Annotated in this window: 27 protein-coding genes and 3 riboswitches; of the genes, 18 read left to right on the forward strand and 9 right to left on the reverse strand. The window is 40.2% G+C overall.

Annotation, left to right across the window (positions count from 1 at the left end; translation table 11 throughout):
• Positions 1-17: 17 nt before the first annotated feature.
• Positions 18-920: a LysR family transcriptional regulator gene (locus MKY17_RS11630; protein ID WP_339201928.1), complete on the reverse strand. Its 903-nt coding sequence runs from the start codon at positions 918-920 to the stop codon at positions 18-20.
• A gap of 123 nt (positions 921-1,043) precedes the next feature.
• Between MKY17_RS11630 and hutG the strand changes: the two genes are divergently transcribed.
• The 4 genes from hutG to MKY17_RS11650 all read left to right on the forward strand — a co-directional run bounded on the left by hutG (position 1,044) and on the right by MKY17_RS11650 (position 5,078).
• Positions 1,044-2,000, forward strand: a complete 957-nt coding sequence (hutG, locus tag MKY17_RS11635) for a formimidoylglutamase (RefSeq protein WP_339201929.1) — start codon at positions 1,044-1,046, stop codon at positions 1,998-2,000.
• Between the two features lie 287 nt (positions 2,001-2,287).
• Positions 2,288-2,443: a hypothetical protein gene (locus tag MKY17_RS11640; RefSeq protein ID WP_339201932.1), complete on the forward strand. Its 156-nt coding sequence runs from the start codon at positions 2,288-2,290 to the stop codon at positions 2,441-2,443.
• A gap of 60 nt (positions 2,444-2,503) precedes the next feature.
• A complete protein-coding gene (locus MKY17_RS11645; RefSeq protein ID WP_339201935.1) occupies positions 2,504-3,175 on the forward strand; it encodes an SOS response-associated peptidase in 672 nt (223 codons plus the stop codon).
• 288 nt (positions 3,176-3,463) lie between these two features.
• A riboswitch (SAM riboswitch) is annotated at positions 3,464-3,571 on the forward strand.
• A 190-nt stretch (positions 3,572-3,761) separates the two neighbouring features.
• On the forward strand, positions 3,762-5,078 hold the full coding sequence (locus MKY17_RS11650; RefSeq protein WP_339201937.1) for a Na+/H+ antiporter NhaC family protein: 1,317 nt from the start codon (positions 3,762-3,764) through the stop codon (positions 5,076-5,078).
• A 116-nt stretch (positions 5,079-5,194) separates the two neighbouring features.
• Here the strand turns inward: MKY17_RS11650 and MKY17_RS11655 are convergent, their stop codons facing one another.
• The 3 genes from MKY17_RS11655 to MKY17_RS11665 are packed head-to-tail and all read right to left on the reverse strand — an operon-like array spanning position 5,195 to position 6,586.
• Positions 5,195-5,365 carry a hypothetical protein gene (locus MKY17_RS11655; protein ID WP_339201939.1) on the reverse strand — a complete coding sequence of 57 codons (171 nt, stop codon included), beginning with the start codon at positions 5,363-5,365 and terminating at the stop codon, positions 5,195-5,197.
• Positions 5,362-5,907 carry a chromate transporter gene (locus tag MKY17_RS11660; protein ID WP_260399714.1) on the reverse strand — a complete coding sequence of 182 codons (546 nt, stop codon included), beginning with the start codon at positions 5,905-5,907 and terminating at the stop codon, positions 5,362-5,364. The genes MKY17_RS11655 and MKY17_RS11660 overlap by 4 nt, the downstream gene beginning before the upstream one ends.
• Positions 5,908-5,956: 49 nt before the next feature.
• Positions 5,957-6,586 carry a chromate transporter gene (locus MKY17_RS11665; RefSeq protein ID WP_260399715.1) on the reverse strand — a complete coding sequence of 210 codons (630 nt, stop codon included), beginning with the start codon at positions 6,584-6,586 and terminating at the stop codon, positions 5,957-5,959.
• A 255-nt stretch (positions 6,587-6,841) separates the two neighbouring features.
• On the opposite strand from MKY17_RS11665, the gene MKY17_RS11670 reads away from it, so the two are divergent.
• The 9 genes from MKY17_RS11670 (at position 6,842) to MKY17_RS11710 (ending at position 17,879) form a co-directional block, all read left to right on the forward strand.
• Positions 6,842-7,720 carry a LysR family transcriptional regulator gene (locus MKY17_RS11670; RefSeq protein ID WP_098371834.1) on the forward strand — a complete coding sequence of 293 codons (879 nt, stop codon included), beginning with the start codon at positions 6,842-6,844 and terminating at the stop codon, positions 7,718-7,720.
• Between the two features lie 384 nt (positions 7,721-8,104).
• Entirely contained in the window at positions 8,105-9,973 is a 1,869-nt protein-coding gene (locus tag MKY17_RS11675) for an alkyl sulfatase dimerization domain-containing protein (protein ID WP_098371835.1), read from the forward strand.
• A gap of 13 nt (positions 9,974-9,986) precedes the next feature.
• Positions 9,987-10,094, forward strand: a complete 108-nt coding sequence (locus MKY17_RS11680; RefSeq protein WP_098371836.1) for an alkyl sulfatase C-terminal domain-containing protein — start codon at positions 9,987-9,989, stop codon at positions 10,092-10,094.
• A 295-nt stretch (positions 10,095-10,389) separates the two neighbouring features.
• Positions 10,390-11,628: an MFS transporter gene (locus tag MKY17_RS11685; protein WP_098371837.1), complete on the forward strand. Its 1,239-nt coding sequence runs from the start codon at positions 10,390-10,392 to the stop codon at positions 11,626-11,628.
• Positions 11,629-11,746: 118 nt separating this feature from the next.
• Positions 11,747-12,652, forward strand: coding sequence for a LysR family transcriptional regulator (locus tag MKY17_RS11690; protein ID WP_098371838.1), 906 nt, complete (start codon positions 11,747-11,749; stop codon positions 12,650-12,652).
• 171 nt (positions 12,653-12,823) lie between these two features.
• The gene (locus MKY17_RS11695; RefSeq protein ID WP_098371839.1) at positions 12,824-13,996 is read left to right on the forward strand and encodes an acyl-CoA dehydrogenase family protein; all 1,173 of its coding nucleotides are present in this window, start codon (positions 12,824-12,826) and stop codon (positions 13,994-13,996) included.
• Positions 13,997-14,023: 27 nt separating this feature from the next.
• Positions 14,024-15,598 carry an AMP-binding protein gene (locus MKY17_RS11700; RefSeq protein WP_098371840.1) on the forward strand — a complete coding sequence of 525 codons (1,575 nt, stop codon included), beginning with the start codon at positions 14,024-14,026 and terminating at the stop codon, positions 15,596-15,598.
• A gap of 451 nt (positions 15,599-16,049) precedes the next feature.
• Complete coding sequence (locus MKY17_RS11705) at positions 16,050-17,477, forward strand: alanine/glycine:cation symporter family protein (protein ID WP_098371841.1); 1,428 nt, start codon at positions 16,050-16,052, stop codon at positions 17,475-17,477.
• A 183-nt stretch (positions 17,478-17,660) separates the two neighbouring features.
• Complete coding sequence (locus MKY17_RS11710) at positions 17,661-17,879, forward strand: YozQ family protein (protein ID WP_098371842.1); 219 nt, start codon at positions 17,661-17,663, stop codon at positions 17,877-17,879.
• A 112-nt stretch (positions 17,880-17,991) separates the two neighbouring features.
• On the opposite strand, the gene MKY17_RS11715 is transcribed toward MKY17_RS11710, so the two are convergent.
• The 5 genes from MKY17_RS11715 to MKY17_RS11735 form a co-directional block, all read right to left on the reverse strand.
• A complete protein-coding gene (locus tag MKY17_RS11715; protein WP_098371843.1) occupies positions 17,992-18,837 on the reverse strand; it encodes an ATP-binding cassette domain-containing protein in 846 nt (281 codons plus the stop codon).
• An 18-nt stretch (positions 18,838-18,855) separates the two neighbouring features.
• Entirely contained in the window at positions 18,856-19,632 is a 777-nt protein-coding gene (gene cbiQ, locus MKY17_RS11720; RefSeq protein ID WP_098371844.1) for a cobalt ECF transporter T component CbiQ, read from the reverse strand.
• Complete coding sequence (locus MKY17_RS11725; protein WP_098371845.1) at positions 19,619-19,930, reverse strand: energy-coupling factor ABC transporter substrate-binding protein; 312 nt, start codon at positions 19,928-19,930, stop codon at positions 19,619-19,621. The genes cbiQ and MKY17_RS11725 overlap by 14 nt, the downstream gene beginning before the upstream one ends.
• 1 nt (position 19,931) lies before the next feature.
• Entirely contained in the window at positions 19,932-20,675 is a 744-nt protein-coding gene (locus MKY17_RS11730; RefSeq protein ID WP_098371846.1) for an energy-coupling factor ABC transporter permease, read from the reverse strand.
• Positions 20,676-20,695: 20 nt separating this feature from the next.
• Positions 20,696-20,866 (reverse strand): hypothetical protein, encoded by a 171-nt coding sequence (locus tag MKY17_RS11735; protein ID WP_179086154.1) that lies wholly within the window; start codon positions 20,864-20,866, stop codon positions 20,696-20,698.
• A riboswitch (cobalamin riboswitch) is annotated at positions 20,849-21,045 on the reverse strand. (Overlaps the previous gene by 18 nt.)
• A gap of 201 nt (positions 21,046-21,246) precedes the next feature.
• A riboswitch (cobalamin riboswitch) is annotated at positions 21,247-21,438 on the forward strand.
• A 149-nt stretch (positions 21,439-21,587) separates the two neighbouring features.
• Between MKY17_RS11735 and MKY17_RS11740 the strand changes: the two genes are divergently transcribed.
• From MKY17_RS11740 to MKY17_RS11760, 5 genes are read left to right on the forward strand one after another with little or no spacing between them, the layout of a single operon-like run.
• Positions 21,588-21,956, forward strand: a complete 369-nt coding sequence (locus MKY17_RS11740; RefSeq protein ID WP_098371847.1) for a (2Fe-2S) ferredoxin domain-containing protein — start codon at positions 21,588-21,590, stop codon at positions 21,954-21,956.
• A gap of 15 nt (positions 21,957-21,971) precedes the next feature.
• Positions 21,972-23,627 carry a precorrin-3B C(17)-methyltransferase gene (cobJ, locus tag MKY17_RS11745; RefSeq protein WP_098371848.1) on the forward strand — a complete coding sequence of 552 codons (1,656 nt, stop codon included), beginning with the start codon at positions 21,972-21,974 and terminating at the stop codon, positions 23,625-23,627.
• Positions 23,628-23,645: 18 nt separating this feature from the next.
• On the forward strand, positions 23,646-24,569 hold the full coding sequence (locus tag MKY17_RS11750; RefSeq protein ID WP_098371849.1) for a sirohydrochlorin chelatase: 924 nt from the start codon (positions 23,646-23,648) through the stop codon (positions 24,567-24,569).
• On the forward strand, positions 24,566-25,336 hold the full coding sequence (gene cobK / locus MKY17_RS11755; protein ID WP_098371850.1) for a precorrin-6A reductase: 771 nt from the start codon (positions 24,566-24,568) through the stop codon (positions 25,334-25,336). The genes MKY17_RS11750 and cobK overlap by 4 nt, the downstream gene beginning before the upstream one ends.
• A 12-nt stretch (positions 25,337-25,348) precedes the next feature.
• Positions 25,349-25,996, forward strand: a complete 648-nt coding sequence (locus MKY17_RS11760) for a precorrin-8X methylmutase (RefSeq protein ID WP_098371851.1) — start codon at positions 25,349-25,351, stop codon at positions 25,994-25,996.
• Positions 25,997-25,998: the final 2 nt, after the last annotated feature.

Below are 25,998 nucleotides of genomic sequence, written 5' to 3' on the forward strand. Positions count from 1 at the left end.
ATTATTGTTGGATTTTTTTAGTCCCCGTTCCTAACATCACCCTTAAAAAAGCTATGTATGTCCTCGATCAACTTACATACCGCAGGAGACAGATATCGATCTTTCAAATAAGCCAGGTAAACAGTCCTTTCCAAATAATTCGAATCGATCGCGCGAATTGCAGTATTGGGGGTTGCAGCGGATCTTATATAGTTTTCCGGTAAAATTGTAACCCCAAGCCCTGCTTCCACCAAACTGCAAGCCGTTTCAAGCCTTTCTATTTCATATAGGATATTGGGAAGTGCATTTTCACCCTTAAATGCTCTTAAGATATCATCTCTTGTTTGAAATCCAGTTGTACTGATGATCAATTCTTTCTTTGCTATGTCTTGGAAAGTGATGGACTCTTTTTCGTTTAACTCGTCATCTTTATGGATCAAAAGCATGAATTTTTCATTATAAAGGGGAGTGGACAGAATTTCATCGTTGTTGATGGGCTGGTTCGTGATGGTGAAATGAACATTATACCGATTTAACGAATCGAAAACCTTCTCTTCCCCTAATATTTCCCTGACTTTTATATGAATATTAGGATAATTGATTTTAAAATTCTTGATTATCTTCGGGAACCAAAATTTGAATGATTCTATGGAACCTATTGATACGGTTCCGCTTCCAACATCCTTCATTTCCTTAAGCTCCACTTGCATATTATCGAATCTTCTTAACAGATCAACGGATCTCGTATAAAAAATCCCCCCTGCTTCCGTAAGCTCAAGCCCCCTTGTATTACGTTCCAAAAGCTGAAAACCAACTTCATTTTCTAATTTCATTATGGCATTACTTAGGGAAGGTTGTGATATATGCAGCATTTTTGCCGCTTTTGAGAAATTCTTTTCCCGGACAATTGTAGTGAAATATCGAAGTTGACGAAGATCCATATATTCTCCTTTCTATAGCTTTAAACTATAGATATATTGAAATTTTGTATTGGTAATTATATATTATCTCATTTATAATTTTGAAAAAAGATATTTCGGAATTTTTTAAATAAAGGAGAAATTATGTATACAAATCCGACTTTAAAATATTGGAATGGAAGAATTGATTCGCAATCTGACATGGGCAGCTTCAGATACCACCAAAGAGTACGTTTGGCACCGATTTCTGAATTAGCCATCTCTTCCAATGCATCAAGTACCTTTGGATTGATTGGCTTCAAATGTGATGAAGGCGTCAAAAGGAATAAAGGCAGGATTGGTGCTGCAGAGGGGCCTGATCATATTAGGCAGTCATTGGCAAAATTACCCTGCCATTTACCCTCCCAAACCGAGCTGGTGGATGCTGGCGATGTAATATGTGAAGGTACAGAGATGGAGGCCGCCCAATCCCAACTGGGATCGGCTGTTACCCGGATACTGGAGAGTAAAGCGATTCCTATCATACTTGGGGGAGGGCACGAAACCCTGTATGGCCATTATCTTGGGATTAGGAAATCCATTGGACCCAAAGCTAGATTGGGGATCATTAATATTGACGCTCACTTTGATATGAGGCCTTATGAAAAAGAAAGTTCATCAGGAACGATGTTTAAGCAGATTTTGGACGAAGATCAAAGTTGTGGCTATTTATGTATCGGAATTCAGAAGCAGGGGAATACGAAGGCACTGTTTGAAACTGCCGAGAGAAGTAAGGTTGACTACATTTTGGAAGAAGATTTATCATTGAACGAAATGGATGAAACTAAGCGGCGGATAAATGATTTCGCTAAGGAATATGACTACATTATTCTTACATTATGTACAGACGTTATTGATTCAGCCTACGCACCTGGGGTAAGTGCTCCATCGCCGTTTGGACTGAATCCGAAATTGGTCCGTGCCATTATCAGGCATATCGTATCGAATGAAAAGATCCTCTCCTTTGATATCTCGGAAGTGAATCCTTCGTTGGACGAAAATAATAAAACCGTTACATTGGCAGCACATTTAATAAATGAGGTTTTACTGCATTTTAAATAATGAATGGCTTTCCTCAATGCCATCTCCTTAATCAATTATCGGTATTGAAGCGAAAAACCTTTGACAGATCCTGACTGTCCATGAATCATTCATGGACAGTCTTTTTTTGCCGCCTATCAAGGATTTATGGTCCCGGGCATTGTTCGACTAACCCTTTAAAGTGTAAAGGAACCTCCATGCGGCCTCTTCATTAGAAGATTAACCATGACTCTGCCATAGTTCAATACTGATACTTGTGGGTTTTTGGTTTATAATAACAACCATCTAGCCTTTTGAGGGGGGATTCCATGAAGGAATATAAAGTAACGGTAAGGAATGGCAGTACCTTAATTTTGTCGGAAATCATTAAAGCTGAAGATGAAAGAGAAGTCCTTGGCACCCTTTTGATTTCCAGCGAATTATTTAATCAACCATTTACCGACATCAGGATTTTAGAACGCTGATTTGTGCCTTCCCGTTCCATTTGTTACACTGTAATAAATCTTAATACGGTAGGCGATATTATGTGTGGACGTTTCACCCTTTTCACTGACATTGAAGAAATAAAAGATCGGTTTGATATTCAAGGATCATTTGATGAGGAATACCAATTCAGCTACAATATTGCTCCCTCCCAATCCGTGCTATCCGTCATTAATGACGGGGCAATGAACCGACTTGGATATCTTCGGTGGGGACTCATTCCTTTCTGGGCAAAAGACGAAAAAGTGGGCTATAAAATGATCAATGCCAGAGCGGAAACCATTGCAGAGAAAGCTAGCTTTAAGAATGCGTATAAGAAGAAGAGATGCTTGATAATCGCTGACTCATTTTATGAATGGAAGAAGACACCAGAAAGAAAAATACCGATGCGAATAAAACTGAAGAATCATGCTCCATTTGGAATGGCCGGTATATGGGAATCCTGGAAATCCCCTGAAGGCCGCAGCATCTACACGTGCTCCGTTATAACAACCGTTCCTAATGAGCTGATGACCAGCATTCATGATCGCATGCCTGTAATCCTTAATCCAGAAGATGAAAAAGATTGGTTGAATCCATCCATTAATGATCCTGCATATCTGCAGCAGTATTTAAAGTCATTCGATTCGGAACTAATGGAAGCTTTTGAGGTATCGACTGATGTGAACTCGACTAAAAAAAATTCACCTAACCTAATACAACAAATTTGCTGAGAGGTCATTAGACCTCTTTTTATATTAATTCCGTCCCGATAAATATCATAGAAGACTCATTGTACTGATTAACTGCACATTTCAAGATCTCTTATTAATCAGTAAGAAGTGCATGTGAATACTTTAAAACTAAACCTTGCGAAAATAGACAAAATGCTGTACTCTTATATTTGCTTTTCAAAACGACTTCGATGTCACTTTCACAAACTAAGATGGTTTCAGCAAGCTTCCAGCCTGGTACTTTTCTGACAGGCATCGTAATATTTTATAAATTATATAATTTTGATCTTCTTATCAAGAGAGACGGAGGGACTGGCCCGAAGATGTCTCGGCAGCGGACTTAATAGGAGTGCTGTGCCAAATCCAGCAGGCTGATTTTCGCCTGAAAGATAAGGAGGGTGTTTTTTATAAATTAAAAGACCTCTTCTTGTTGTTTAATAGAAGGGGTCTTTTTTATGCTGACAGTTTTTTTAGCTATAGCTCCATGAATGGGTAATCAAGTTCAAATTGGTGTTATTTGCGAAAACTGTTAAAAGAATAAAAGCTATGACACATGTCATGGGAAAAATAAAAAGAGGTGTACATCATGAGTGCAAACAATAAAGGGAATCCATGGGCTTTGATTCCATTTGTCGTATTTTTAATTTTATTTATAGGGTCCGGAATCGTCACTAAAGATTTTTATTCATTTCCGGTGATTGTAGCAATTTCTATTGCATCAGCAGCTGCATTGGCAATGAATCGGAAAGAAAGTTTCAATCAAAAGGTTGATATTTTCTGTAAAGGTGCCGGTGACGCCAATATTATGTTAATGGTTATCATTTTCCTTTTAGCCGGCGCTTTTGCCGAAGTTGCAAATGGCATGGGGGCAGTTGAATCAACGGTGAATCTTGCCTTAGCCGTTTTTCCGCAAAATCTTTTAATGGTAGGGATATTCATTATCGCTTGTTTTATTTCTCTATCTATGGGGACTAGCATGGGAACGATTGTAGCCCTAGCACCTATCGGGGTGGGAATTAGCGAGCAAACCGATATTTCGCTTGCCTTTTCAATGGCTGCCGTTATTGGTGGTGCGATGTTTGGAGATAACCTATCCTTCATTTCAGATACGACAATCGCTGCAGTTCGAACACAGGGAACGAAAATGAAGGATAAGTTTAAGGTGAATTTTTTCATCGTTTTACCTGCGGCCATCATCACATGTGCCATTCTTGGAATTTTAACGATGGGTGAACAAGCCGACATCACCCAAAATTCTTATAATTGGGTGAAGATTCTTCCATACCTTTGCGTATTGATCACTGCATTGGCAGGAGTCAATGTGTTCCTGGTCCTTTCTATCGGAATTGTATTTGCCGGAATAATCGGCTTGGCGGATGGAAGTTATCAACCGTTGGGTGTCATTCAAAAAGTTGGTGAAGGAATGGCGGGAATGTATGAAATATCCTTCCTTGCCATTTTAATTGCAGGTATGGTTGCTGTAATCAAACATAATGGTGGCATCGATTATCTACTCCACCTCGTGACCCGAAATAGCAAATCAAAAAAAGGGGCGGAATTCAGCATTGCCGGGCTTGTTGGTTTGACGAACCTTTCAACGGCAAATAACACGATTTCGATTATCATTGCCGGGCCACTTGCCAAAAATATTGCTGAAAAGTATGGGATTGATCCGCGTAAATCGGCGAGCTTACTTGACGTTTTTGCCTGTTGTATCCAAGGGTTGATTCCATATGGGGCACAGCTGCTTGTTGCAGCAGGAGTAGCAAAGATTTCACCGATAAGCATCTTGCCGTATTCATATTACCCAATACTAATTGGATTTTGTGGAGTCGTTGCCATCTTGATTGGTTTTCCACGGTTTCGGCCTGGAGAAGATGTAGCGAAGAAACGTACTTCTTAAAATGAGAATAGGTAATGAAAAACACCCTGGATCATTGGATACAGGGTGTTTTCTGTATGATCGAAATACTAAAACATAAGCATAAAAATTATTCAGAAGTCACCCTCGCTCTTATTTCAGAATAAGTGTCCTAAACTAATCAAGGCCGTCTTCATCTGACCTGAAAATACCAATTCATCTGTTTGATATTTCTTTAATTTATGATAGACAAATTTTTTCCATAACCAAAATAACTGTGCTTCTTTCCGGTCCATATTGATAATGGTTTTGCGTGAGGCATTTGTCATGAATAGAGGACAACACCAACTAAACCAGAAAGAATAATTACATAGGCTGGGTGCCAGCGTAATTTCATTAGGGCAAATAACGATAATCCAAAAACGAGTAATAAGCTAATCGTATGCCATGAAAAGTTCGGGGCTATCATATGATTGGAAAGTGCTAAACTGATTGCTGCAAAGAGGATTAAACTAGTGACAATGGGTCTTAATCCATAAAACATGGATTGAATAATTGGAAAATGATTCAATTTGCTGAAGAAGGTGGCTATAACGGTCACGAATATAATAGCAGGTAGCAAGATTCCGAGAGCGGATGATATGGCTCCTGCTAATCCAGCAGTCGAATAGCCAACGAGAATGGCACTATTGGCTGTGACGGGTCCTGGGGACATCCCGGAAATGGCGATTATATCGGTAAATTGCTGCGTCGTCATCCATCCATGCTGTGAGACTTCCGATTCTATTACGGGAATCATGGCGTATCCGCCTCCGAACGATACAAAGCCGATAATAAAGAAGGTGCTAAACAACTCCCACAATTCCATCATAATATCACACGCTTTCTTGAAAGTTAGTTAGACCCTTTTTTAGATTTACCTATATGCCAGCACCCATGAAAGGTTCGAAATCATTTTCTTCTTTTCTCATATCTTTTCTGTCCAACTTGACATCGTATCCTAATTTTCTCTTAATGGAGATTGTCACAATACCCGCTACAGCTCCTGCTACTATAACTATCACAGGGTGAAGAAAGAAGAGGACTGGAATTCCTACTAGTAAAATACAGAAAGTTGCTTTGTCTACAACAGCCGTTTTTCCTATCTTGATAGCCGCATAGGCGATGATGGCTACTATGGAAGCTCTGATCGATATGAATGCGGATTCTATCTTCGGATTATCCTGAATGAAAAAATACAAAATGCCTAGGAGCAGAACAATTAAAAAGGTAGGTAATGAAACACCGATCATGGCTGCCATTGCCCCCTTCATTCCGGCAATTCGATGGCCGATAAAGGTGGCGGAGTTAATGGCTACAGCTCCCGGTACGGACTGAGATAACGCAAAAACATCCGTAACTTCTTCGCTTTTCATCCATTTCCTCTTCTCGACCACTTCTTTTTCGATTAAAGGGATCATCGCAAACCCGCCTCCGAATGTGACAGGTGCTATTTTAAAAAAGGTCCAAAATAAATGGAATAGAGTTTTCCATTGTCCTTTCATTGACATCAGTCACTTCCTTTGCATGCTTTGTTTTAATCTTATTACTAACATATCAAAGAAAAAGGAATGGGTAAATTGCAACAAAATCATCGGGTATAACAAAACGTTATACCCAGAAGGTTTATCCGTTTTATAAAGAATGTCGCCAATAATTTAATAGCCTCACTTATTCAGGGATGTAGCACTCGTTTTTCATTTCACCATTTACCTTTATGATGCTATCATTTTAATTAACTATCAAAAAACATGGAGGTCGTTTTCTTGAAATTAGAAAATCTAAAAATGTTTTGTTTAGTGGTGGATGAAGGAAGCATAAGCCAGGCAGCGAGGTTAAGTTTCCTATCTCAACCCGCTGTAACAAGACAAATCCATCAACTGGAAAATTATTATAACACTTTGTTATTCGACCGTGAGGAAGGAAGGCTGAGAGTTACAGAGGCAGGAAAGTTGTTATACCCTTTTGCGAAAGCTATTGTAAATGACTTCAACCATTCAAAAGAAGTGATTCAGCAATCAACTGGCAAGTACAATGCAAACCTCATAGTTGGGGCATCCTTGACAATCGGTGAGTATTTGTTGCCGAGCTTGCTTGGGAGATTTAAAAAACAACAGCCTGAAATAAAAGTGACATTAACGATAAAAAATACCCCCCGGGTTCTTGAGGATCTTTCAAACGATGTCATTGATTTGGCCTTGGTGGAAGGGCTTGTGGAAAACAGCGATTTTATTGTAGAAAAGTTCGCCGAGGACGAATTGATATTGGTATGTCCGTCCGACCACCCATGGAAAGACAGAAAAGAAATTCAGCTTGAGGAATTGGGGAATGAAAGAATGATTTGGCGTGAATCCATTTCAGGAACACGGCTTATAGTAGAAAACATGTTAAGGGAGCATGGGGTTTTAGCAAAAATAGAAAGTTACATGGAGATTGGTAGCACACAAGCGATAAAAAGTGCGGTTGAAGCTGGACTTGGAATCAGCATTTTGCCAAGGTTGACAGTGGCCAGGGAATTGGAGCAAGGCTTTTTGCGGGAAGTGGTTATTTCCAGAATAGATATAACAAGAAATTTATGGCTAGTCAGGAAAAACAATCGTTTTAATAAAATAGGGGTGTCTAAATTTGTTAATTTTCTTCAATAAGGAAGGAAAGCCTCTTTGGTTTACTATTACAATTTGGCAGCGTTTTCAGTTTCATGGTTAACGATGTGCCCCCGGCCCCCTTACCTTGAAAAAGTCATAGCAAATTGAATAAACCCCATGATTATTCATAAAAGCTCTTCTCTATCGGGAGGGGCTTTTTGTATTGGGATGTTCAGATTAGCCGAACAAACGTATGTAAACAAGCAGTTTATATATAAATAAAATTGAAGTTACTATTAGAAATATGAAATATACTTAATGGCTAATTAATTATAAAATAAATTCAATTATTCTAAAAATTTCTATAAAAAGAGAAAGTTTACTTCTTCAACATACGGAATATAGACATGATATCTGCTTATTCAAACGAGAAAGGGGTATGAAATGTCCAAAGTAACTTTTATTAAAGGAATTGTTTCCGTTCCCATTATTTTTGCTATACTCGCAGGAACTTCTGCTACAAATGCTTCATCCGATAAGCCAATGCCCGCAACAAATGCAACTATATCAGCAAATAAGGCTTTTTATGAACAGTTGAATTTTAAAGACAAGGAAGATTTCAAGAATGCACATAAAGGATTCATTGCACCCTTGAATATGAATCCAATAAAAAATTCAAAAGGTGACGTAGTATGGGATAGTAATCGATATTCATTCATCAAAGAAGATCAGCCGGCAAGTTTTACTGTAAACCCTAGCTTGTGGAGACAGGCACAACTACAAAATATAACAGGCTTATTTAAAGTGGTAGATGGCGTTTATCAAGTTAGGGGCCAGGATTTATCAGTGCTTACCATTGTGGAAGGAAAAACAGGATTGATAGTTTTGGATACACTTTCTACAATTGAAACGGCCAAAGCAGCGATGGAGCTGTATTTTGAACATCGACCCAAAAATCCGGTAAGTGCCATTGTTATTAGTCATAGTCATGCGGATCACTTTGGTGGTATGAAAGGCATTGCTCAGTACGCTGAAAATCCAGCAAAGGTGCCCATTATTGTCCCCGCAGGTTTTAATGATGAAGCGCTAAGTGAAAACATTCTTTTAGGTAATATAATGTCTCGCCGTGCAGGTTATATGTTTGGAAATCTTTTACCCGCAAATGAAAGAGGATTTGTTACTTCTGGAATTGGCCCGGGATTAAGTAACGGAAATTTTAGCTATTTACCTCCAACAATGGAAGTAAAGGATGATATTCAAACGGTGGAAATAGACGGAATAACATTTAAGTTTTTATTGACGCCGGATTCAGAAGCTCCATCTGAGATGCATTATTATATCAATGATTACAAAACTTTAGTCGTAGCCGAAAACACAGGACACACGTTACATAACATTTATACATTAAGGGGAGCTAAAACCAGAGATACCTTAAAATGGGTGAAAGCACTTGATGAAACAGTTGATCTGTTTGGGAATGAAGATATAGATGCTATGGTTACCGCCCATACATGGCCCATATGGGGAAAAGACCATGTTCTGGAGCAGTTGGAAAGTCAGCGTGATTTGTATAAATATATTCATGACCAAACCATACGATTAGCTAATTTAGGACTCACACCTGAAGAAATCGCGGAAAAGTTAAAGCTTCCTGAAAAGTTGGATAAAGTTTGGGCCAATCGGGGGTATTACGGAACATTGAAACACAACGTAAAAGCGGTGTACAACTTTTATTTAGGATATTTCAACGGTAATCCATCCGACTTGGATACTATACCACAAGAAGAATCGGGCGCTAAATATATAGAATATATGGGTGGGGAAAAGAAGGTCATTAAACAGGCAAAACTTGATTATAAAAAAGGGGAATATCGCTGGGTGGCTCAAGTCTTAAAGCATGTGGTCATGGCTAACCCCAAAAATACAGAAGCAAAAAATTTACTGGCTAATGCTTATGAACAATTAGGATACACAGCTGAATCTTCTGTGTGGCGTAATTTCTATCTAACCGGCGCAGATGAGTTAAGGAATGGTGTGGCAGACTCCAAGGGAACTGGCGGAATGATGAATCTCGATACGCTGCTCAATATGCCAATGGATGATTTCTTGAAATTCTTGTCCATTAAATTAAATGGAACAAAAGCGGAAAATAAAATTATGACATTCAATTTGACATTTACAGATTCAAAAACCAATTACATGTTTGATCTGGATAATTCTGTATTGAACTTCAAAAAAGGGAAAATGGCGTCCAACCCTGATGCAACATTAATACTGGATAGAATAACCTTCTATCTTTGCTCTAGGTCGTGAAGATTTATCCAAAATGGCAGCGGCCGGTAAAGTTTCCATTTCCGGTGATAAAGAACAGTTTGAAGATTTCCTGTCTTTGCTTGATCAATTTCAACCAAAGGTCAATATCGTTACTCCGTGATAATCAACTACTTTATAGCATGATGGATCAAGTGAGGGATGTTTCTATCCACGAGTCTACTTATTAGTCTCGTGGGTTTGAATGTATCAAATAATCTTGTAGGCATCCCAGTTTCGTTTTTTTAAATCATTATTGTCTTTATTGTCTTTTAATGAAAACGCTCCTAATAGTCACAGAACAAAAATCAATAAGTGAAAAGTGAATTTTCAGGCTTGGCATTTCGAAAGGGAATGTAAGCGCTTCCCTTATATAATTCAAAAGTTTTGTGAAAATATAAAAAATGGAGTGATGAGGAATGCAGCTGTATGCAAGTAAGAAACGAAAATTAGTGATTAGCGGCCTTTTATTTGTTGGGATGATTTTAAGCTTTTTTGATCGCGTTGCCATAAATGTCGGAATTATTCCTATTGCAGATGAGTTTCATCTCAATACGTCCCAGACAGGCTTTTTAATTAGTATATTTTTTGTTAGTTACTCACTCATGCAACCGCTTGGCGGATGGATGACCGATAAATATGGAGCGAGGGTCATGGTTACAGTTTCTTTATTTAGTTGGTCTTTATTCACTGTAATGTGTGGGTTTGCTTGGTCATTTATGTCTTTATTATTCATTCGTTTTCTGTTCGGGTTAGGTGAAGGGCCTTTCTATCCTGCCAGTATGTCCACTATAAGAAATAACTTCCCGGAAGAAGAACGGGGCCGGGCCAATTCGTTTTTCCTGTCCGCCCAGAATATTGGCGGGATATTAGGTACTGCTCTTGCCGCTTCAATGGTTGTAGCTTTCGGTTGGCGGGGCATGTTTACCATTGCCGGAATTCTAGGGATAATAATTTCTTTCGGTATTTGGTTCATTCTAAAGCCTCAAGGAACTCAAGAGGTTAAAAAAGACAATCCGAAACAAAAAAAGGTAGCCCTGAAACTATTATTTAAAATCGAAAACATTTGGAAACTCATAACTTTCAAGTTTATCTCAAATATTATCAACTATGGTCTGATCACTTGGATGCCTATATATTTGGTTAAGGAAAAAGGGGTGGATTTAATAGACGCCGGGGGTTTATTGGCAATCCCTTATGTTTTTGGTTTCTTGATGTTTAATGTAAGCGGATGGCTTCTGGATAAGCATATGGCTAACCGGGAGAAGTATCTTGCTGCTGCAGGCGCTTTATTATCGGCAATTTTTCTCTTTTTAATGTCTAACGCCACGTCCATAGCACTTTTCATCACTTATCTCACTCTCAACTCCATAGCGCTGTCTTTCTTTGGAACCGTTCTATATACGATTATCATAAAATACTCACCAAAGGAACTTACGGGCTCTGCCTCCGGACTCGTAACTTTTGCTGGTCAAATTGCAGGTGCGGTTTCGCCTTTAGCCCTCGGTTTGATTATCAGTCTGTTTAATGACTCCTATAATGCAGCTTTCCTGTTTTTAGTAATAATGGCGTTATTGGGAACGGTTGTTGCCGTTTCTATTAAAAATAATCGGGCACAACCCGCTAAAGAATACGAAAAAACAACTACCATTGTATAAAATTGGCATTCTGCTTTTGAGGAGACAGTTTGAGATGTCCTGATTCCACATCTCTAAAATTGAAAGGGCTTTCTTTTCGAGGTATGATATTAGTAATAGGCTAGAAGGAGAATCAACCATGAATATTGAACAATTGGAATATATCATTAAGGTAGCCGAGGTTAACTCGATTTCCACGGCTTCAGAGAGCCTCCATATCTCTCAATCTGGAATCAGCATGGCCATTACGAGTCTGGAGAAGGAATTAGGTATAAAAATCTTCAAGCGGTCTAGGTTAGGAACGATACCTACAGAAGACGGAAAGGAAATCATTCAGAAAGCTCTTGAAGTATTAAGCAAATTAGAAGAAATAAGAGACAGTGCACAAATACATTCAGATACGATGGAAAAAGAATTACGCCTATCCTCTACACAAGGTTTATTTCTGACGGTTTTGCCTAAATCCTTGGCATTATTTAAGAAGAAGTATCCAGAGGTGAAAATCGTGATTGAAGAAAAGGGGGGACAAGAGATAACCGATGAAGTACTGAATGATAAGATAGACATCGGGCTATTAAACATTCCAAAGGTTAAACCAAAAGAAAATGAGTTGGAATTTCAACCTTTAATGGAAGCAAAAGTGATTGTGTCTGTCAGTAAGAATTCCCCTTTAGCCAAACGTAAAAGCATAACCCCACAAGAGCTAATGGACGAAAATTTGGTCGTTTACAATGGACCAAGAATGAAGGCGTTCATCAAAGGTTTTTTTGATCATTACGGTGAGATGAATATTTTGTTTTTCACAAATAATACAGAAATCATCAAAAAAACCGTCGCTGAGGGATTAGCCATTGCCTTTTCCTTTGATATTGGAGTTAACAGCGACCCCTATTTCCTAAGCGGGGAACTTGTGGCCATTCCTTTGGTGGAGCTAGAAAATAATACAATGGAATTCGGTTATGTTCGCTCTAAGAAGCAGTATTTTTCAAAAGCTGCCAGGGAGTTTATTAAATGTCTCGAATTCTATACTACTCTTAAATATTAGTTTCCCATGATGAAGGGGAACTAATATTTTTTTGTATTTACATCAATTTTTCTTATGTTTATATCATATATGATTATTTTACTTAAGTATTATTTACAATTAAAATTAATTTTATAACATTTTAAATATTTGAACAGTTTGACAAAAACCAAAAAATGAAAGGGGAAACTTATGGTAACAACGCAGGAAGAGAAATTAGAGGTACTTCAAGCAAAGTTGCAGGATTTCATTCAAAATGAATTGCTTCCATATGAACAGGAGCATGGATTGAACGCTGAAGAGGATATACCGAGGGAAGCCATACAATGGGCAAGAAAACGATCCAGGGAATTGGGTTTTTATGGAATTAACCTCCCTGAAAAGTATGGTGGACAAGATGTTAGCTTAAAAGGATTATGCATGTTCAAGGAGGAATTGGCCCGTTCCGGAGCGGTGTTATGGGGGCAGGTTATCGGCGAGATTGGCGGGCCGCTAAGAATTGGTCAGATGCTGGAAAGTTTTACACAGGAGCAAATAGAAAAATATGTGATGCCCGTCGTGAAGGGGGAAGCTAGCTGCTGCTTTGCCCTTACAGAACCAAATGCCGGATCGGATGCCTTTGCTATCGAAACAACAGCTGTCAAAGACGGAAATGATTATTTATTGAATGGAAAAAAACATTTTATCAGTGCTGCACCCTATGCTGATTTCGCCATTGTCATAGCGAAAGAATATCAGGAAGGAGAAAAAGGAAGAATCACTGCTTTCCTAGTAGATAAAAAAACACCCGAATATTCGGGGTTTGAACTAGGAGACATTCAAGTTCCCCTATCAGGAGAGCGCATACATGCTGAATTAAATTTCAATCAATGTCGAGTGCCTGCCGCCAATATAATCGGAGAACCAGGAAAAGGGTTGCTGCTCGGATTGAAGAGAATAAACACAAATCGCGCTTCCCATGCGGCCGGATTTATCGGAATGGCTCAACACCTTCTCAATTTATCTATTGAGCATGCTAAAACGCGAGTCCAACATGGACGGCCCATTGGTGACTTCCAGGCAATTCAGCATATGCTCGCAGAAATGGCGACGGAAATCTATGCAGCAAGGTGCATGGTCTATGATGTGGTTGAAAAAATTGATCAAGGAAAAGAGGATCGGGCAGGCACGTCCATGGCAAAGCTGTTTGCTTCAGAAGTAAATAGCCGTGTGGCTGACAAGGCCATCCAAATCTTTGGCTCCAAAGGCTTGGTAAAAGGTCATCCAGTAGAAAAAATGTACAGGAGTGCACGGATGTATCGGATTCTGAGCGGAACCTCGGAAATTCAAAAAAATACAATTGCCAAAGCATTATTAAAAGGGTAAAACCTTTTTCGAGGGAGGAAAAAATACATGCTGCATAAGTTGACATTTCAGTCACTGTTGAATAAAGGAATGAAACGATTCGGCGAACTGCCTGCAATTACCTTGTTGCCAACCGGGGAAACGATAACCTACGACGAGTTATGGAAGAAAACTGAACTTATCTCTTCTTATTTACTTCGCTTAGGTGCAGGAAGGGGTGTCCGCATAGCGACCATCATTCCAAACAGTTTGGAAAGTGTGATGTTTGGTTTGGCCATCCAGCAATGTGGAGCTACCTTAGTGCCATTAAGTGAAAAACTGGGGAAACGAGAAATACAATTCATCCTAAAGGAAGCAAAACCAGAAGTGGTCATAATAGCTACAAAGACACACTTTGATACCTTCTTTGAGTATTTGGAAGAAATGAAGAAGGAAGATGTCCATGTCATTGGGCTTCCTGGCTTTAATATTAATTATCCAGAGGAGTTTGAACGGTTTCAATGGCCCAGTGAAATAAATAATTTAGACTTGCCATTAGCTGAAGCGGAAGACATTGCCCTTCTTTCATATACAGGCGGGACAACGGGTACACCGAAAGGCGTCATGCATTCCCAAAAGGGACTCGGCGCCGCCATACTTTCTGCCGCTATTGAAGACCCACTTGACGACCGAGACCGAGTATTGCTAAGTACGCCTATTGTGCATTCAGCCGGTTCATTACTTTGGAGATCCCTTGTTTCGGGCGTCCATGTCTATGTGATGGGCTCATTCGACGCTGCAGAATTCATACGGGCGATAAAGGAACATGAAATTACGACGACTTTCATGGTACCGACCATGTTATACAGATTACTTGATCAGACAAAGAAGATGGAATATGATATGAGCTCCATGCGCAATATTTTCTACGGCGCGTCACCAATTTCACAAAAGCGCCTTAAAGAAGCTTTTGAAGTATTCGGGCCCATTATGCGCCAGCAATACGGCATGACAGAATGTAATATTGTCATTACAAGACTATCGAAAAGCGCTCATGTATGGGCTTATCATAACAATTCGGAAATTTTGAAAAGCTGTGGAAAACCGTGCATTCTTACCGAAGTTCGACTGATTGATGATGAAGGAAATGATGTAGAACCTTCCGAGCTTGGCGAAATTATCGTAAAATCCCCAGCGATGATGGCAGGCTATTATCAAAGACCTGATCTTACCCAGGAATACATCCGTGATGGCTGGTTCTACACTGGTGATATTGGTAAATGGGATGAAAGCGGTTACCTTTATATCGTAGATCGAAAGAAAGATATGATCATTTCAGGCGGGATGAACGTATATTCTTCAGAAGTTGAGCGGGTGGTGAACCTGCACCCTTCTGTTGCATTAAGTGCTTGCATAGGTGTTCCCCATCCAGATTGGGGAGAAGTAGTGTGTGTCGTTGCATCACTGCAAGAAGGGTTGAACTGTACTAGTGAGGAATTAATTGATTTCTGCAAACAAAGAACCTCAAAGTATATGGTTCCTAAAGTTGTCTATTTTCTAGATAAGTTTCCATTAACGCCGATTGGAAAAATTGATAAGAAAGAATTAAGAAAGATGTTTGCACAAGGTATTCTAACCATCTAGGAGAGGCAGAACAAGGATATCATAAAAGAGCTAATTTCAACCTTGAGACCTACAGCAATCCAGAATATAAGATAGAGCAGATGAATGCAAAATAAGCCTCGCACGTTAATCTGGAATCAGGACGTGTGAGGCATTTATGTACTATATCTAAGTTGTTTTTGAATAGAAATTTAATTAACGTTGTAGTGAACGTTAAATGAAGTGAGGAAGAAAGATTATTATCTAAAGGAAATGATACTGAAATATTATATTTTTCTATTGATTACACCAATTCATGAATGAAAAAAATAGAGTGTTAGGATATAATATATTATTGTATTGGAGATTCATAACGGAATTTCCTTTTTTTTTATGGCTTCATTTTTTTATCTCCCCAATGAACAGGGGAATAAATTATAGCTGTATATGTTTTTATAATAATAATTATAGTGTAGTAGAGGGGTTTGTTTTAATGGAGATGTTAGAAAATTTTATTAGTGAGACAAATGATGTGTTGTGGTCATCCATTTTAATCATCATGTTAATTGGATTGGGACTTTATTTTTCCGTACGCACGAAGTTTGTTCAATTCAGAATGGTAGGGGAAATGTTCCGGCTATTGGGTGAAGGGGCCACTGCGGAAAAAAAAGGTGTGACATCCTTTCAGGCATTTTGTATTAGTACGGCTTCCCGGGTGGGAACGGGTAACCTTGCAGGTGTTGCCATAGCGATCACGATGGGCGGACCTGGAGCCGTTTTCTGGATGTGGTTAATAGCACTGATCGGATCTGCTTCGGCTTTCATTGAAAGTACACTTGCTCAAATCTATAAGGTCAAGGATGGGGATGCATTCCGCGGCGGTCCTGCGTATTATATGGAAAAAGCATTGAATGCCCGCTGGATGGGCATCACGTTCGCTGTGTTGATTTCGCTTACATTTGGACTTGCTTTCAATTCGGTTCAAGCCAATACGATTACAAGCGCATTCAATGAATCGTTTGGAATTGAAAAGTGGGTTACGGCTGTCATCCTGGCAATCGTCACGGCTGTCATCATTTTTGGCGGGATCAAAATGGTTGCAAAGGTCTCTGAAGTCATCGTTCCGATCATGGCAGGAGCCTATGTTATAGTGGCGTTGATTATCATCATCATGAATATTACCGAGTTACCTGGTGTTTTTGTTCTGATCTTTGAAAGTGCATTTAATGGAATAAAAGAAGTGGCTGGCGGAGTACTGGGAGCAGCCATGATGCAGGGAATCAAGCGCGGCCTATTTTCAAATGAAGCCGGGATGGGTAGTGCACCTAATGCTGGTGCGACGGCAGATGTCAGTCATCCCGTTAAACAAGGGCTCATTCAGTCACTAGGTGTTTTTGTCGATACGCTCATCATTTGCAGTTCGACTGCCTTCATCATTTTGTTTTCAGGTCTTTATACATCGAAGGAAACGGACGGAATCGTCCTTACCCAAAATGCCCTTGGAACGGCATTGGGATCTTGGGCGGGTATTTTCCTTGCCATTATTGTACTGTTATTCGCTTTTAGCTCCATTGTGGGCAACTATTATTATGGAGAGTCGAACATTGGCTTCATCAATGAAAAAAAGGTTTGGTTAAACATCTATCGTATCGCAGTCGTAGGGATGGTGATATTCGGTTCTCTTGCCTCACTGGATTTTGTTTGGGGACTGGCTGACTTGCTGATGGCCCTTATGGCCATTATCAACCTGATCGCCATAGCATTACTAGGGAAGATTGCATTTGCTGCACTGGCGGATTATCAAAAGCAAAAGAAAAGTGGGAAAAATCCTGTCTTCCATGTGAACAATATTAAAGGTTTGAAGAATGTGGAATGTTGGGGTGACCCATCCGATAATGTGGATGTGAAGAAGGAAGCCTAAGCTCTCAATAAGTTTACATGTAAAGTCCTTGAAAGGGGATTTTACTTGTAAGCTTTTTTTTCCCTTTTCCCTCCTTTTTTTATCATTATTGAATATTGCTTCAGTTTTTACACAAAATACTTTTGTCTTTAATACTGCTGTCAATGGATGATTGGACAATTAAAAAAACTAGGAGTGAAAAAAATGGATAGCAAGCAATCAAAAAATGAATCTTCTGAAATTGCCGGAAGAACATATGATGTTAGTGATTATAAACGGGAAGATAATTTATCCTCTGGACTGGCTACAACCCACGAACAAGTATCGGATACTTATGCGGAAGGCGAGATAAAAGCAGTCGTTGATGATGTAAACGGAAGAGATATTGAGCTTGCAAAAGAAAGAACTGAGGAAGAAAAGTAATAAATAATAAGATTTTTGTTTTTTAGGAACAAGAATTATCGCCTGTTATTTTAAAGATATATCGGTTTGATCCCCTAGTTTTTGGATGAAACAAGAACTAGGGGATGCTTGATTAATAAATACTTTCAGTCTCCAACAATTGAAGCAATTCTTCCTTCGTTCTTGGGAAAAGGTCCCGTTCTGCAGGTTCCCTTGATTGATGAAGGGCTTGAAACATTTCAAAAACCCACGGCTTCTCCAGATGCGCTTGCAGCAAAACGTCTTCATCATGGAAAACGGATACGGGGTCCCCTTGGTATATGACCTTACCATCGTTCATGACCACGACTTCATCAGCCCATTGATAAGCTAAATTAACATCATGAGTTGACAGGATTATCGTTTTGTCCTGGTGGTGGATACTGTCCAGCAGAGCCATGATCTGCTTTGAGAAATAAGGATCCAATCCAGCGGTAGGTTCATCCAAGAGCCAGACATCGGGTTCCATGGCGAGTACCCCTGCAATGGCGACACGTTTTTTTTGCCCTAGGCTCAAAAAATGGGTGGGTCTGTCTTTCAGTTCGGTTACTTCCGTTTCAGCCATTGCCCAATTTACTTTCTCCTGGACTGCATTTCTATCCCAACCTAAATTCATCGGTCCAAACGATATATCCTGTTGTACATTAGCGGAAAAGAGCTGCGAGTCGGGATCTTGAAAAACGATCCCGACTTGCTTTCGTAATGATAATAATGCTTTACGGTCATATTTCATTTTCTTGCCCTTAAATCTGATCTTTCCTGCTGTAGGTTGTAAAAGACCATTTAAATGCAGGAATAAAGTCGATTTGCCGGCACCATTATTGCCTAATAACGCTATCTTTTTACCATGTTGAATCGTTAGCGAAAGATCGTTTAAAGCGAACGTTCCATCTGCGAATTGATGGGTGAGGCCTTCTATATGAAAAATATGCTCGTCCATTCTTGGTTTGCCTCCAATTTACAAAAATCCATTAATAAAGATTAAGCTTCCTAGTATTACAATCGCGATCAGCCAATTGCGTGAGGAATAGGTGTAAGTATCCTCGATATAGGAAAGGTTCTCCTGATAGCCTCTTGCGTTCATGGCCATCGTCAAATGTCCAGAGCGCTGCAATACTCCTAAAAATAATGATGAGATTAGTAATCCGAGAGATCGAATGCCTTTCCTTAACGAACCATACCCCAGCCGTGAAGCTTGTGATTGGTGAATGGCCAAAGCTGTATCTAAAAAAATAAAGATGAAGCGATAGGTCAGCTCTATTAAATCGACCAATAAGGAAGGCACTTTAAGTTTTCGCATCACCGATAGGATGACGGTAATGGGTGTAGTCAAGGTAAGGAAATATAAACAGCTGATGCTGCCTAATACGACAGTGATCAAATTGATCACTGTACCTATGCTGTCATCGCTGATGAAAATTTGCCAGTTCCCGACCTTCCAGGACCACCATATATTCGAAATCGAAGTAAATTTGCTTGTAAAAGAAAAAAGGATGGTAATTGTTCCTGATAGTATAAAAAATCCTGGTAATAGAAGTAATTTAAGATAATAAGAAAGCGGGATTTTTGCCCCAAAAATGATTAAAGCACTCATCACCGTAAAAGTGATGAGCGAAACGGTCATATCCCTTACCGTTAACGAAAATAGCAAAAGGGAGAGTGCAAAAACCATCTTTTCCAACGGATGTACATCCTTTAGCCCATTGAAATAGGCATATTTATCAATGAGTAACATGATTCGATTTTTCGGGAATTTCTTGTTTGGTTTGCTTATTTCTTTGTCTCGTTACACCTATGAAATAACCAATGAAACCAGCTCCGATTGCAGCTTGCAGCGCAAATAATAAGCTTTCGGTTTCTGCACCTGGCGGCTCCCAAATACTGTTGAACCATGGCTTGTATTCCGGCTGGATTTTAGTGATGGCTTCTTCAGCTTCGCCATCGGCACCGCCAAATTCCGTTCCTTGTTGTGTGATTAACGGTATGGTAGCAAGAATGACGACCAGGAAAAGCAGCAGTAAACTTTTTTTCATGTTAACGGGCCTCCTTAGATAAAACTCGCAGCAATTTCAATTCGCCTAGATTGTATTTTTTTAAGAAATTCATCACGACGACTGTCAATAACCCCTCACTGATTGCCAAGGGAATTTGGGTCAGGGCAAAAATCCCTGCAAATTTACTGAAAGAGGCCATGAATCCTCCTACCTCGGATGGAAAAGCAAGAGCAAGTTGAACGGAAGTCACCACATAGGTTCCCAAATCTCCAAAAGCAGCTGCCAAGAAAACGGCAAGTGAAAAAGACCACCCCAATTTAGTTGCGCCCTTGAAGACGAAGTAAGCAATGAACGGTCCGCAAACGGCCATGGAAAATGCATTGGCCCCTAATGTCGTCAATCCTCCGTGAGCCAGTAAAACAGCTTGAAATAATAGAACGATGGAGCCAACGACACTCATGGCCAATGGTCCGAATAAAATGGATCCCAAACCAACTCCGGTAGGGTGTGAAGAACTTCCCGTAACGGAAGGAATCTTTAGGGCCGATAAAATGAATACAAATGCACCCGATAGGCCAAGCATCATTTTTGTTTCTGGGTTTTCCCTTACTTTGGATCTAATGGACCGGTAACCCAAGATTAAAAATGGAAGGGTAACGGCCCACCAGAATATAGCCCATTCAATGGGTAAAAAGCCCTCCATGATATGCATGGCCATTGCCCTTTTTGGGACAAAAAGCAGTAAAATGACAAAATAAATAATTTTCCAATTGGTTCTTTTCATTCTTTCTCCTTTCAACACTTTTAATTTTTCTGATCAATCTTGAGAAGAAAGGCGCGCCCAACATAAAAAGCACTTCTCTCAAAGGAAAGAAGTGCGTAATGAACAGGAATTTTGCAGCATAAACCAACCATGGGCCTTTCTGCCTGATCCGCACACCCATCCTCGTAGGTTGAAACAGTTTCACGCTTCATGGCAGGTCTCCTGGCTTTGGTTCATCATCCCATTACATCCTTCCCATCTAATTTGACAGTGGATTAAAGTTAAAGTAATAGGACTTCCCTTTACAGTGGCGGGACCGCTCCGGATTTTCACCGGCTTCCCTTTTAAGCTGAATTCCGAAAAATTCAACACCATAAAACTTATGTAATTATTTAGAAAATTCTCGTATAGTGTACCATAAAGAAATAATTCCAGCTACACTATATTTTTTTTTTGACTAAGTTTGTTGCAAGGAAAGGCTTGTGGGAAGGATATACACTATTAAACTTTTCTAAACAGTCGGAATAAACTATTGAATTTTGATAAAGTTGTTATATGATAGATAAAGTTAGTTAGAAATGTATATTAAAACCAAATATTATATTTTAAAAGTGCTCTTGTGTGAATAAGCAAGGGATAATAGGGAAATCGGTGAAAATCCGATGCAGCCCCCGCTACTGTAAACGCTGATGAAATTGTCGATAGCCACTGGCATTGTTGCCGGGAAGGGACAAAGTAAAATGAAGCGTAAGCCAGGAAACCTGCTTTTAAAATTGCATGATACTTTTCGGAGGGAAAGGTAGAAGGACTATGACGATTTTGGGAGATTGGGCATTCTTGCCTGGGGCTCCTCATTCATATAGTTTTTTTAAACCTTGACTCTTATGTTAAGGTTTTTTATTTTGCCTTTTCCCTGAACGCAGGAGGAAGAAGATGACTACTTGGAACTTAATGGGTACAAATACACATCTGTTGATTTGTAATGGAAGCAGCTGCATGAAGAAGGGCGGGGAAGAAGTAACCCAAGCGATTCGCGATGAAATTGCTTCCAAAGGACTGGATTTGAAAATCCATACAACCAGGACACGGTGTAACGGAAGATGTAAGGATGCCTGCGTTGTGATTGCCTATCCTCAAGGAAACTGGTATCGAGTGGAAACGCCTGATTTCGGTCGCCAGATTGTCAGCCATATTGATGATGGGGAGTTTGTTCCACAAATGATCTACCAATTCAATGATGGGGAAATGACACCGAATCCAGATTTTCCTGCTCATACGGGTATTTCAAAGAACAAAGCGTAAAAAGGAGATGTCTTAATGAGTACAAACGGTAAATTATTCGTCGTGGGCTTTGGGCCAGGGAATTTTGAACACATTACCAAACGTGCTGTCGAAGCCCTTCAAGAAAGTGACTACATCATTGGTTATAAAACTTATGTTGAACTCATTCAGGGACTGCTCACAGATCAAACGATTATTAGTACGGGTATGACTGAAGAGGTATCACGTGCACAGGAAGCAGTGAAACAAGCGGAGCTGGGTAAGAAAGTTGCGGTAATTTCCAGCGGGGATGCCGGAGTTTACGGAATGGCTGGCTTGGTTTATGAAGTATTGATTGAAAAAGGCTGGAAAGAAGAAACTGGAGTGGGCATTGAAGTCATTCCTGGCATTTCGGCAATCAACTCCTGTGCATCTTTACTTGGGGCACCAGTCATGCACGATTCGTGTACGATCAGTCTCAGTGATCATTTAACTCCTTGGGAACTGATCGCTAAAAGGGTTGAAGCAGCTGCAATGGCAGACTTTGTCATTGCCCTGTATAATCCGCGCAGCGGCAGGCGGACGAGGCAAATTGTTGAAACACAGAACATTCTCCTTCGCTACCGTTCGCCCGATACACCTGTCGGGTTGGTGAAAAGTGCTTATCGCGATAGGCAGGATATTGTCATAACCAATTTGAAAGATATGTTGAATCACGATATTGGAATGTTGACCACCGTCATTATTGGTAATTCATCCACCTTTTTATATGATGACAAAATCATCACACCAAGAGGCTATCAGAGGAAATATACTTTGAATTCGGAAAAGCAACCATTGAAGCCGCATCAGCGTCTGCAAAAAGAAGCGGAACCGTGGGCATTAGATCAAGAAGCCGATTCTGTGCAAGAAGTCTTCATCGAATCCGCTGGAGGAGTTGGATTACTTACAAAAGCACCAGAAAAGAAGCCAGCTTCCTTTGAAATGGCAATGGAAGCACTGTCAAGAGTCAAGGGTCAAACCGTTCAGCAATCCATTGAGCCAATTGTTCAGCAAAAAATGGAGTCGGTATTCGAACTTGCCGTTAGTCCAGGTGTGGCGAATAAACAATTCACTCCCAAACAAATGATGACACTTGCGGAAGTTGTCGGGGAAAAGGGCACGATGGAATACACGCCAAATCATAAAATCGTATTAAAGATTCCGACAACGGATCCGGAAGTCATTACGGGGAAATTGCAATCAGCAAACTTTCTATTATCGCCGATTGGAGATGTACTGACATTAAAAGCCTGTGATTTCTGTGATGGTGAAAAAACGGAATCCATTCCTTATGCGGATGAAATACATCGGGTGCTTGGCGGAATGAAAATGCCCAAGGAACTTAACATCGGTTTTAATGGGTGTGGGATGGCTTGTTATAGTGCTGTGATGGATGATATCGGGATTGTCTTCCGAAAAGGGAAGTTCGACTTATTTCTTGGAGCTAAACCGGTTGGAAGAACAGCCCATCCAGGTCAGCCGGTTGCGGAAGGCATTGAACCGGAACAGCTTGTTGAACTGATTACGGACATTGTCGCGGAGTATAAGCAAAATGCCCATCCAAATGAGCGGCTTTTTAAATACTTCAAACGTTCGAAAAAGATACAGAATTTTTCTTATCAGGACATCGCTCCAAAAATAAACATAGAGCCTGCGCCTTGTGAAGACTAATCAAGAGGGGGAAAGTAAATGAAAGCAGTTTTGTTCGTAGGACACGGAAGCCGCTTGGCTTCGGGAAACGAAGAAGTCCTTCATTTTATTGAAAATATGATTCCGGCATTGGATGAGCGCTTCCTTGTAGAAACGTGCTTCTTGGAATTTGCGGCACCGAATATATCCAAAGGCATTGATAATTGTGTAAAACGAGGGGCTACTGAAGTTATCGTCATACCGATCATTTTGTTGCATGCAGGTCATTCGAAATTACATATCCCAGCTGAAATAGAAGATGGGAAAACAAAGTATCCAGAAGTGAAATTCACATATGGCCAAACGATCGGGGTCCACCATGATGTATTGACAATCCTGACAGACCGTCTTGAGGAAGCGGGATTCGATACAACCTCTGAACATGCTGAGACAGCAATATTGCTAATTGGCCGAGGTGGCAGTGATGCTGATGCAAATAGTGATATATATAAAATTTCACGATTATTATGGGAAAAATTAAACGTTAAATGGGTCGAAACAGCTTTCATGGGTGTAACGGACCCGCACGTTGATGAAGGCATTGAGCGATGCACTCGCTTAGGGGCAAAAAAAGTAGTGATGCTGCCATATTTCCTCTTCACAGGGGTGTTGATGGAAAGAATGGAGGATATGCTGAAAGGCTATCAAGAGCTATATCAAGATCAAGAATTCATTTTGGCGAAGTATTTTGGGTATCATCCAACATTACAGAACATTCTGCAAGAACGTGTAATTGAAGCTAGTGAAGGCAGATCAAGCGGGGCACGTGATTTGGAAAACTATCGTAAACATGTCGAGGAACATGGGCATGCCCACCATCATCACCATCACGACCACGATCACGATCACCATCATGACCACGACCATCACGACCACGACCATCACCACGATCACGATGGGCAAGTGGTGGGGACGTCAAAATGATATTGTTTTTGGCGGGTACAAGTGATGCAAGGGAATTAGCTATTGAGATGCAGCAGGTGGGATTCAAGGTTTTGGCAACTGTTGTAACCGGGTCGGCGGCTAAAAGTTTGCAAGATGCAGGCATATCCACCCGGATTGGCCGATTAACTGCAGAGGATATGACATCTTTAATTTCTGAAAAAGGTTTTCAGGCTGTAGTTGATGCAAGTCACCCATTTGCCGAAGAAGCATCCAAAAACGCCCTTAACGGAGCAAAGGCAGCAAATGTCCCTTATATTCGTTATGAGCGTGAAAGTCAACGGTTTCAGAATGATAAATTGATAGTTGTCCGTGATTATGAAGAAGCTGCCAAACTTGCCGCTGCGAAACGGGGAGTCATCATGCTCACGACCGGAAGTAAAACCCTAGCCGTGTTCGCAAAAGAATTGCTAGGGCTCGAGAATACCAGAGTCATAGCGAGAATGCTGCCACGCATGGACAATATGGAAAAATGTGCGCAGCTGGGCATTGAACAAAAAAATATCGTTGCGATTCAAGGTCCATTTTCCAAAGAATTAAATAAAGCTCTATATGAACAGTATGGCGTCACATTGATGATAACGAAAGAAAGTGGCAAGGTCGGTGCGGTTGATGAGAAATTGGAAGCCGCGTTGGAATGTGGAATAGAAACGATTATGATATCGCGACCGGATGTTGACTATCAAAATGTTCATTCCAGTTTTGATCATGTCATCGCCGAGTTGAATAAACAGCTAAATGAAAAATAGGAGGAATGCAAGATGGATTTTAAAACGGATTTTAAACCACTAACGGTAGACCCAGACAAAATATATGATTATAGCTTCTCGATCATAGCCGAAGAAATGGGCAATCATGATTTTTCTGAAGATGAATGGAAGATCGTCCGCCGGGTCATTCATGCTTCAGCGGATTTTGAATTGGGAAGAAGTGTCATCATCCATCCAAATGCCATTCAAGCTGGTGTGGAAGCAATTCGCAAAGGTAGACATGTCATTGCGGATGTGCAAATGATCGAGAGCGGTACAGGCAAAAAAAGATTTCAAAAACACGGCGGGGACGTTCATTGCTATATTTCAGATCCGGATGTGATGGTCGAAGCAAAACGTTTGAATACGACAAGGGCGATCATTTCGATGCAAAAAGCCGTAAAGGAAAATGAAGGGGGCATTTATGCCATTGGCAATGCACCTACAGCTTTACTTGAGCTCATTCGCCTTATTAAAGAAGGGATTGCAAAACCGGACTTAATCATTGGAATGCCTGTTGGGTTTGTTTCTGCAGCAGAATCGAAAGAGGAACTCGCTAAGATCACGGAAATTCCATTCATTACGAATATTGGCCGAAAAGGTGGAAGTACTGTCACTGTTGCTGCATTGAACGCGATTTCCCTTTTAGCTGATAGTTAAAA

The organism is Peribacillus sp. FSL P2-0133 (assembly GCF_037975445.1).
Taxonomy (GTDB): Bacteria; Bacillota; Bacilli; order Bacillales; family DSM-1321; genus Peribacillus; species Peribacillus simplex_E.

Excerpts from the sequence above, each read along its gene's own strand:
- MKY17_RS11630 (WP_339201928.1), bottom strand. The coding sequence starts at position 920 with ATGGATCTTCGTCAACTTCGATATTTCACTACAATTGTCCGGGAAAAG.
- hutG (WP_339201929.1), top strand. The coding sequence starts at position 1,044 with ATGTATACAAATCCGACTTTAAAATATTGGAATGGAAGAATTGATTCG.
- MKY17_RS11640 (WP_339201932.1), top strand. The coding sequence starts at position 2,288 with ATGAAGGAATATAAAGTAACGGTAAGGAATGGCAGTACCTTAATTTTG.
- MKY17_RS11645 (WP_339201935.1), top strand. The coding sequence starts at position 2,504 with ATGTGTGGACGTTTCACCCTTTTCACTGACATTGAAGAAATAAAAGAT.
- MKY17_RS11650 (WP_339201937.1), top strand. The coding sequence starts at position 3,762 with ATGAGTGCAAACAATAAAGGGAATCCATGGGCTTTGATTCCATTTGTC.
- MKY17_RS11655 (WP_339201939.1), bottom strand. The coding sequence starts at position 5,365 with ATGACAAATGCCTCACGCAAAACCATTATCAATATGGACCGGAAAGAA.
- MKY17_RS11660 (WP_260399714.1), bottom strand. The coding sequence starts at position 5,907 with ATGATGGAATTGTGGGAGTTGTTTAGCACCTTCTTTATTATCGGCTTT.
- MKY17_RS11665 (WP_260399715.1), bottom strand. The coding sequence starts at position 6,586 with ATGTCAATGAAAGGACAATGGAAAACTCTATTCCATTTATTTTGGACC.
- MKY17_RS11675 (WP_098371835.1), top strand. The coding sequence starts at position 8,105 with ATGTCCAAAGTAACTTTTATTAAAGGAATTGTTTCCGTTCCCATTATT.
- MKY17_RS11680 (WP_098371836.1), top strand. The coding sequence starts at position 9,987 with ATGGCAGCGGCCGGTAAAGTTTCCATTTCCGGTGATAAAGAACAGTTT.
- MKY17_RS11685 (WP_098371837.1), top strand. The coding sequence starts at position 10,390 with ATGCAGCTGTATGCAAGTAAGAAACGAAAATTAGTGATTAGCGGCCTT.
- MKY17_RS11690 (WP_098371838.1), top strand. The coding sequence starts at position 11,747 with ATGAATATTGAACAATTGGAATATATCATTAAGGTAGCCGAGGTTAAC.
- MKY17_RS11695 (WP_098371839.1), top strand. The coding sequence starts at position 12,824 with ATGGTAACAACGCAGGAAGAGAAATTAGAGGTACTTCAAGCAAAGTTG.
- MKY17_RS11700 (WP_098371840.1), top strand. The coding sequence starts at position 14,024 with ATGCTGCATAAGTTGACATTTCAGTCACTGTTGAATAAAGGAATGAAA.
- MKY17_RS11705 (WP_098371841.1), top strand. The coding sequence starts at position 16,050 with ATGGAGATGTTAGAAAATTTTATTAGTGAGACAAATGATGTGTTGTGG.
- MKY17_RS11710 (WP_098371842.1), top strand. The coding sequence starts at position 17,661 with ATGGATAGCAAGCAATCAAAAAATGAATCTTCTGAAATTGCCGGAAGA.
- MKY17_RS11715 (WP_098371843.1), bottom strand. The coding sequence starts at position 18,837 with ATGGACGAGCATATTTTTCATATAGAAGGCCTCACCCATCAATTCGCA.
- cbiQ (WP_098371844.1), bottom strand. The coding sequence starts at position 19,632 with ATGTTACTCATTGATAAATATGCCTATTTCAATGGGCTAAAGGATGTA.
- MKY17_RS11725 (WP_098371845.1), bottom strand. The coding sequence starts at position 19,930 with ATGAAAAAAAGTTTACTGCTGCTTTTCCTGGTCGTCATTCTTGCTACC.
- MKY17_RS11730 (WP_098371846.1), bottom strand. The coding sequence starts at position 20,675 with ATGAAAAGAACCAATTGGAAAATTATTTATTTTGTCATTTTACTGCTT.
- MKY17_RS11735 (WP_179086154.1), bottom strand. The coding sequence starts at position 20,866 with ATGAAGCGTGAAACTGTTTCAACCTACGAGGATGGGTGTGCGGATCAG.
- MKY17_RS11740 (WP_098371847.1), top strand. The coding sequence starts at position 21,588 with ATGACTACTTGGAACTTAATGGGTACAAATACACATCTGTTGATTTGT.
- cobJ (WP_098371848.1), top strand. The coding sequence starts at position 21,972 with ATGAGTACAAACGGTAAATTATTCGTCGTGGGCTTTGGGCCAGGGAAT.
- MKY17_RS11750 (WP_098371849.1), top strand. The coding sequence starts at position 23,646 with ATGAAAGCAGTTTTGTTCGTAGGACACGGAAGCCGCTTGGCTTCGGGA.
- cobK (WP_098371850.1), top strand. The coding sequence starts at position 24,566 with ATGATATTGTTTTTGGCGGGTACAAGTGATGCAAGGGAATTAGCTATT.
- MKY17_RS11760 (WP_098371851.1), top strand. The coding sequence starts at position 25,349 with ATGGATTTTAAAACGGATTTTAAACCACTAACGGTAGACCCAGACAAA.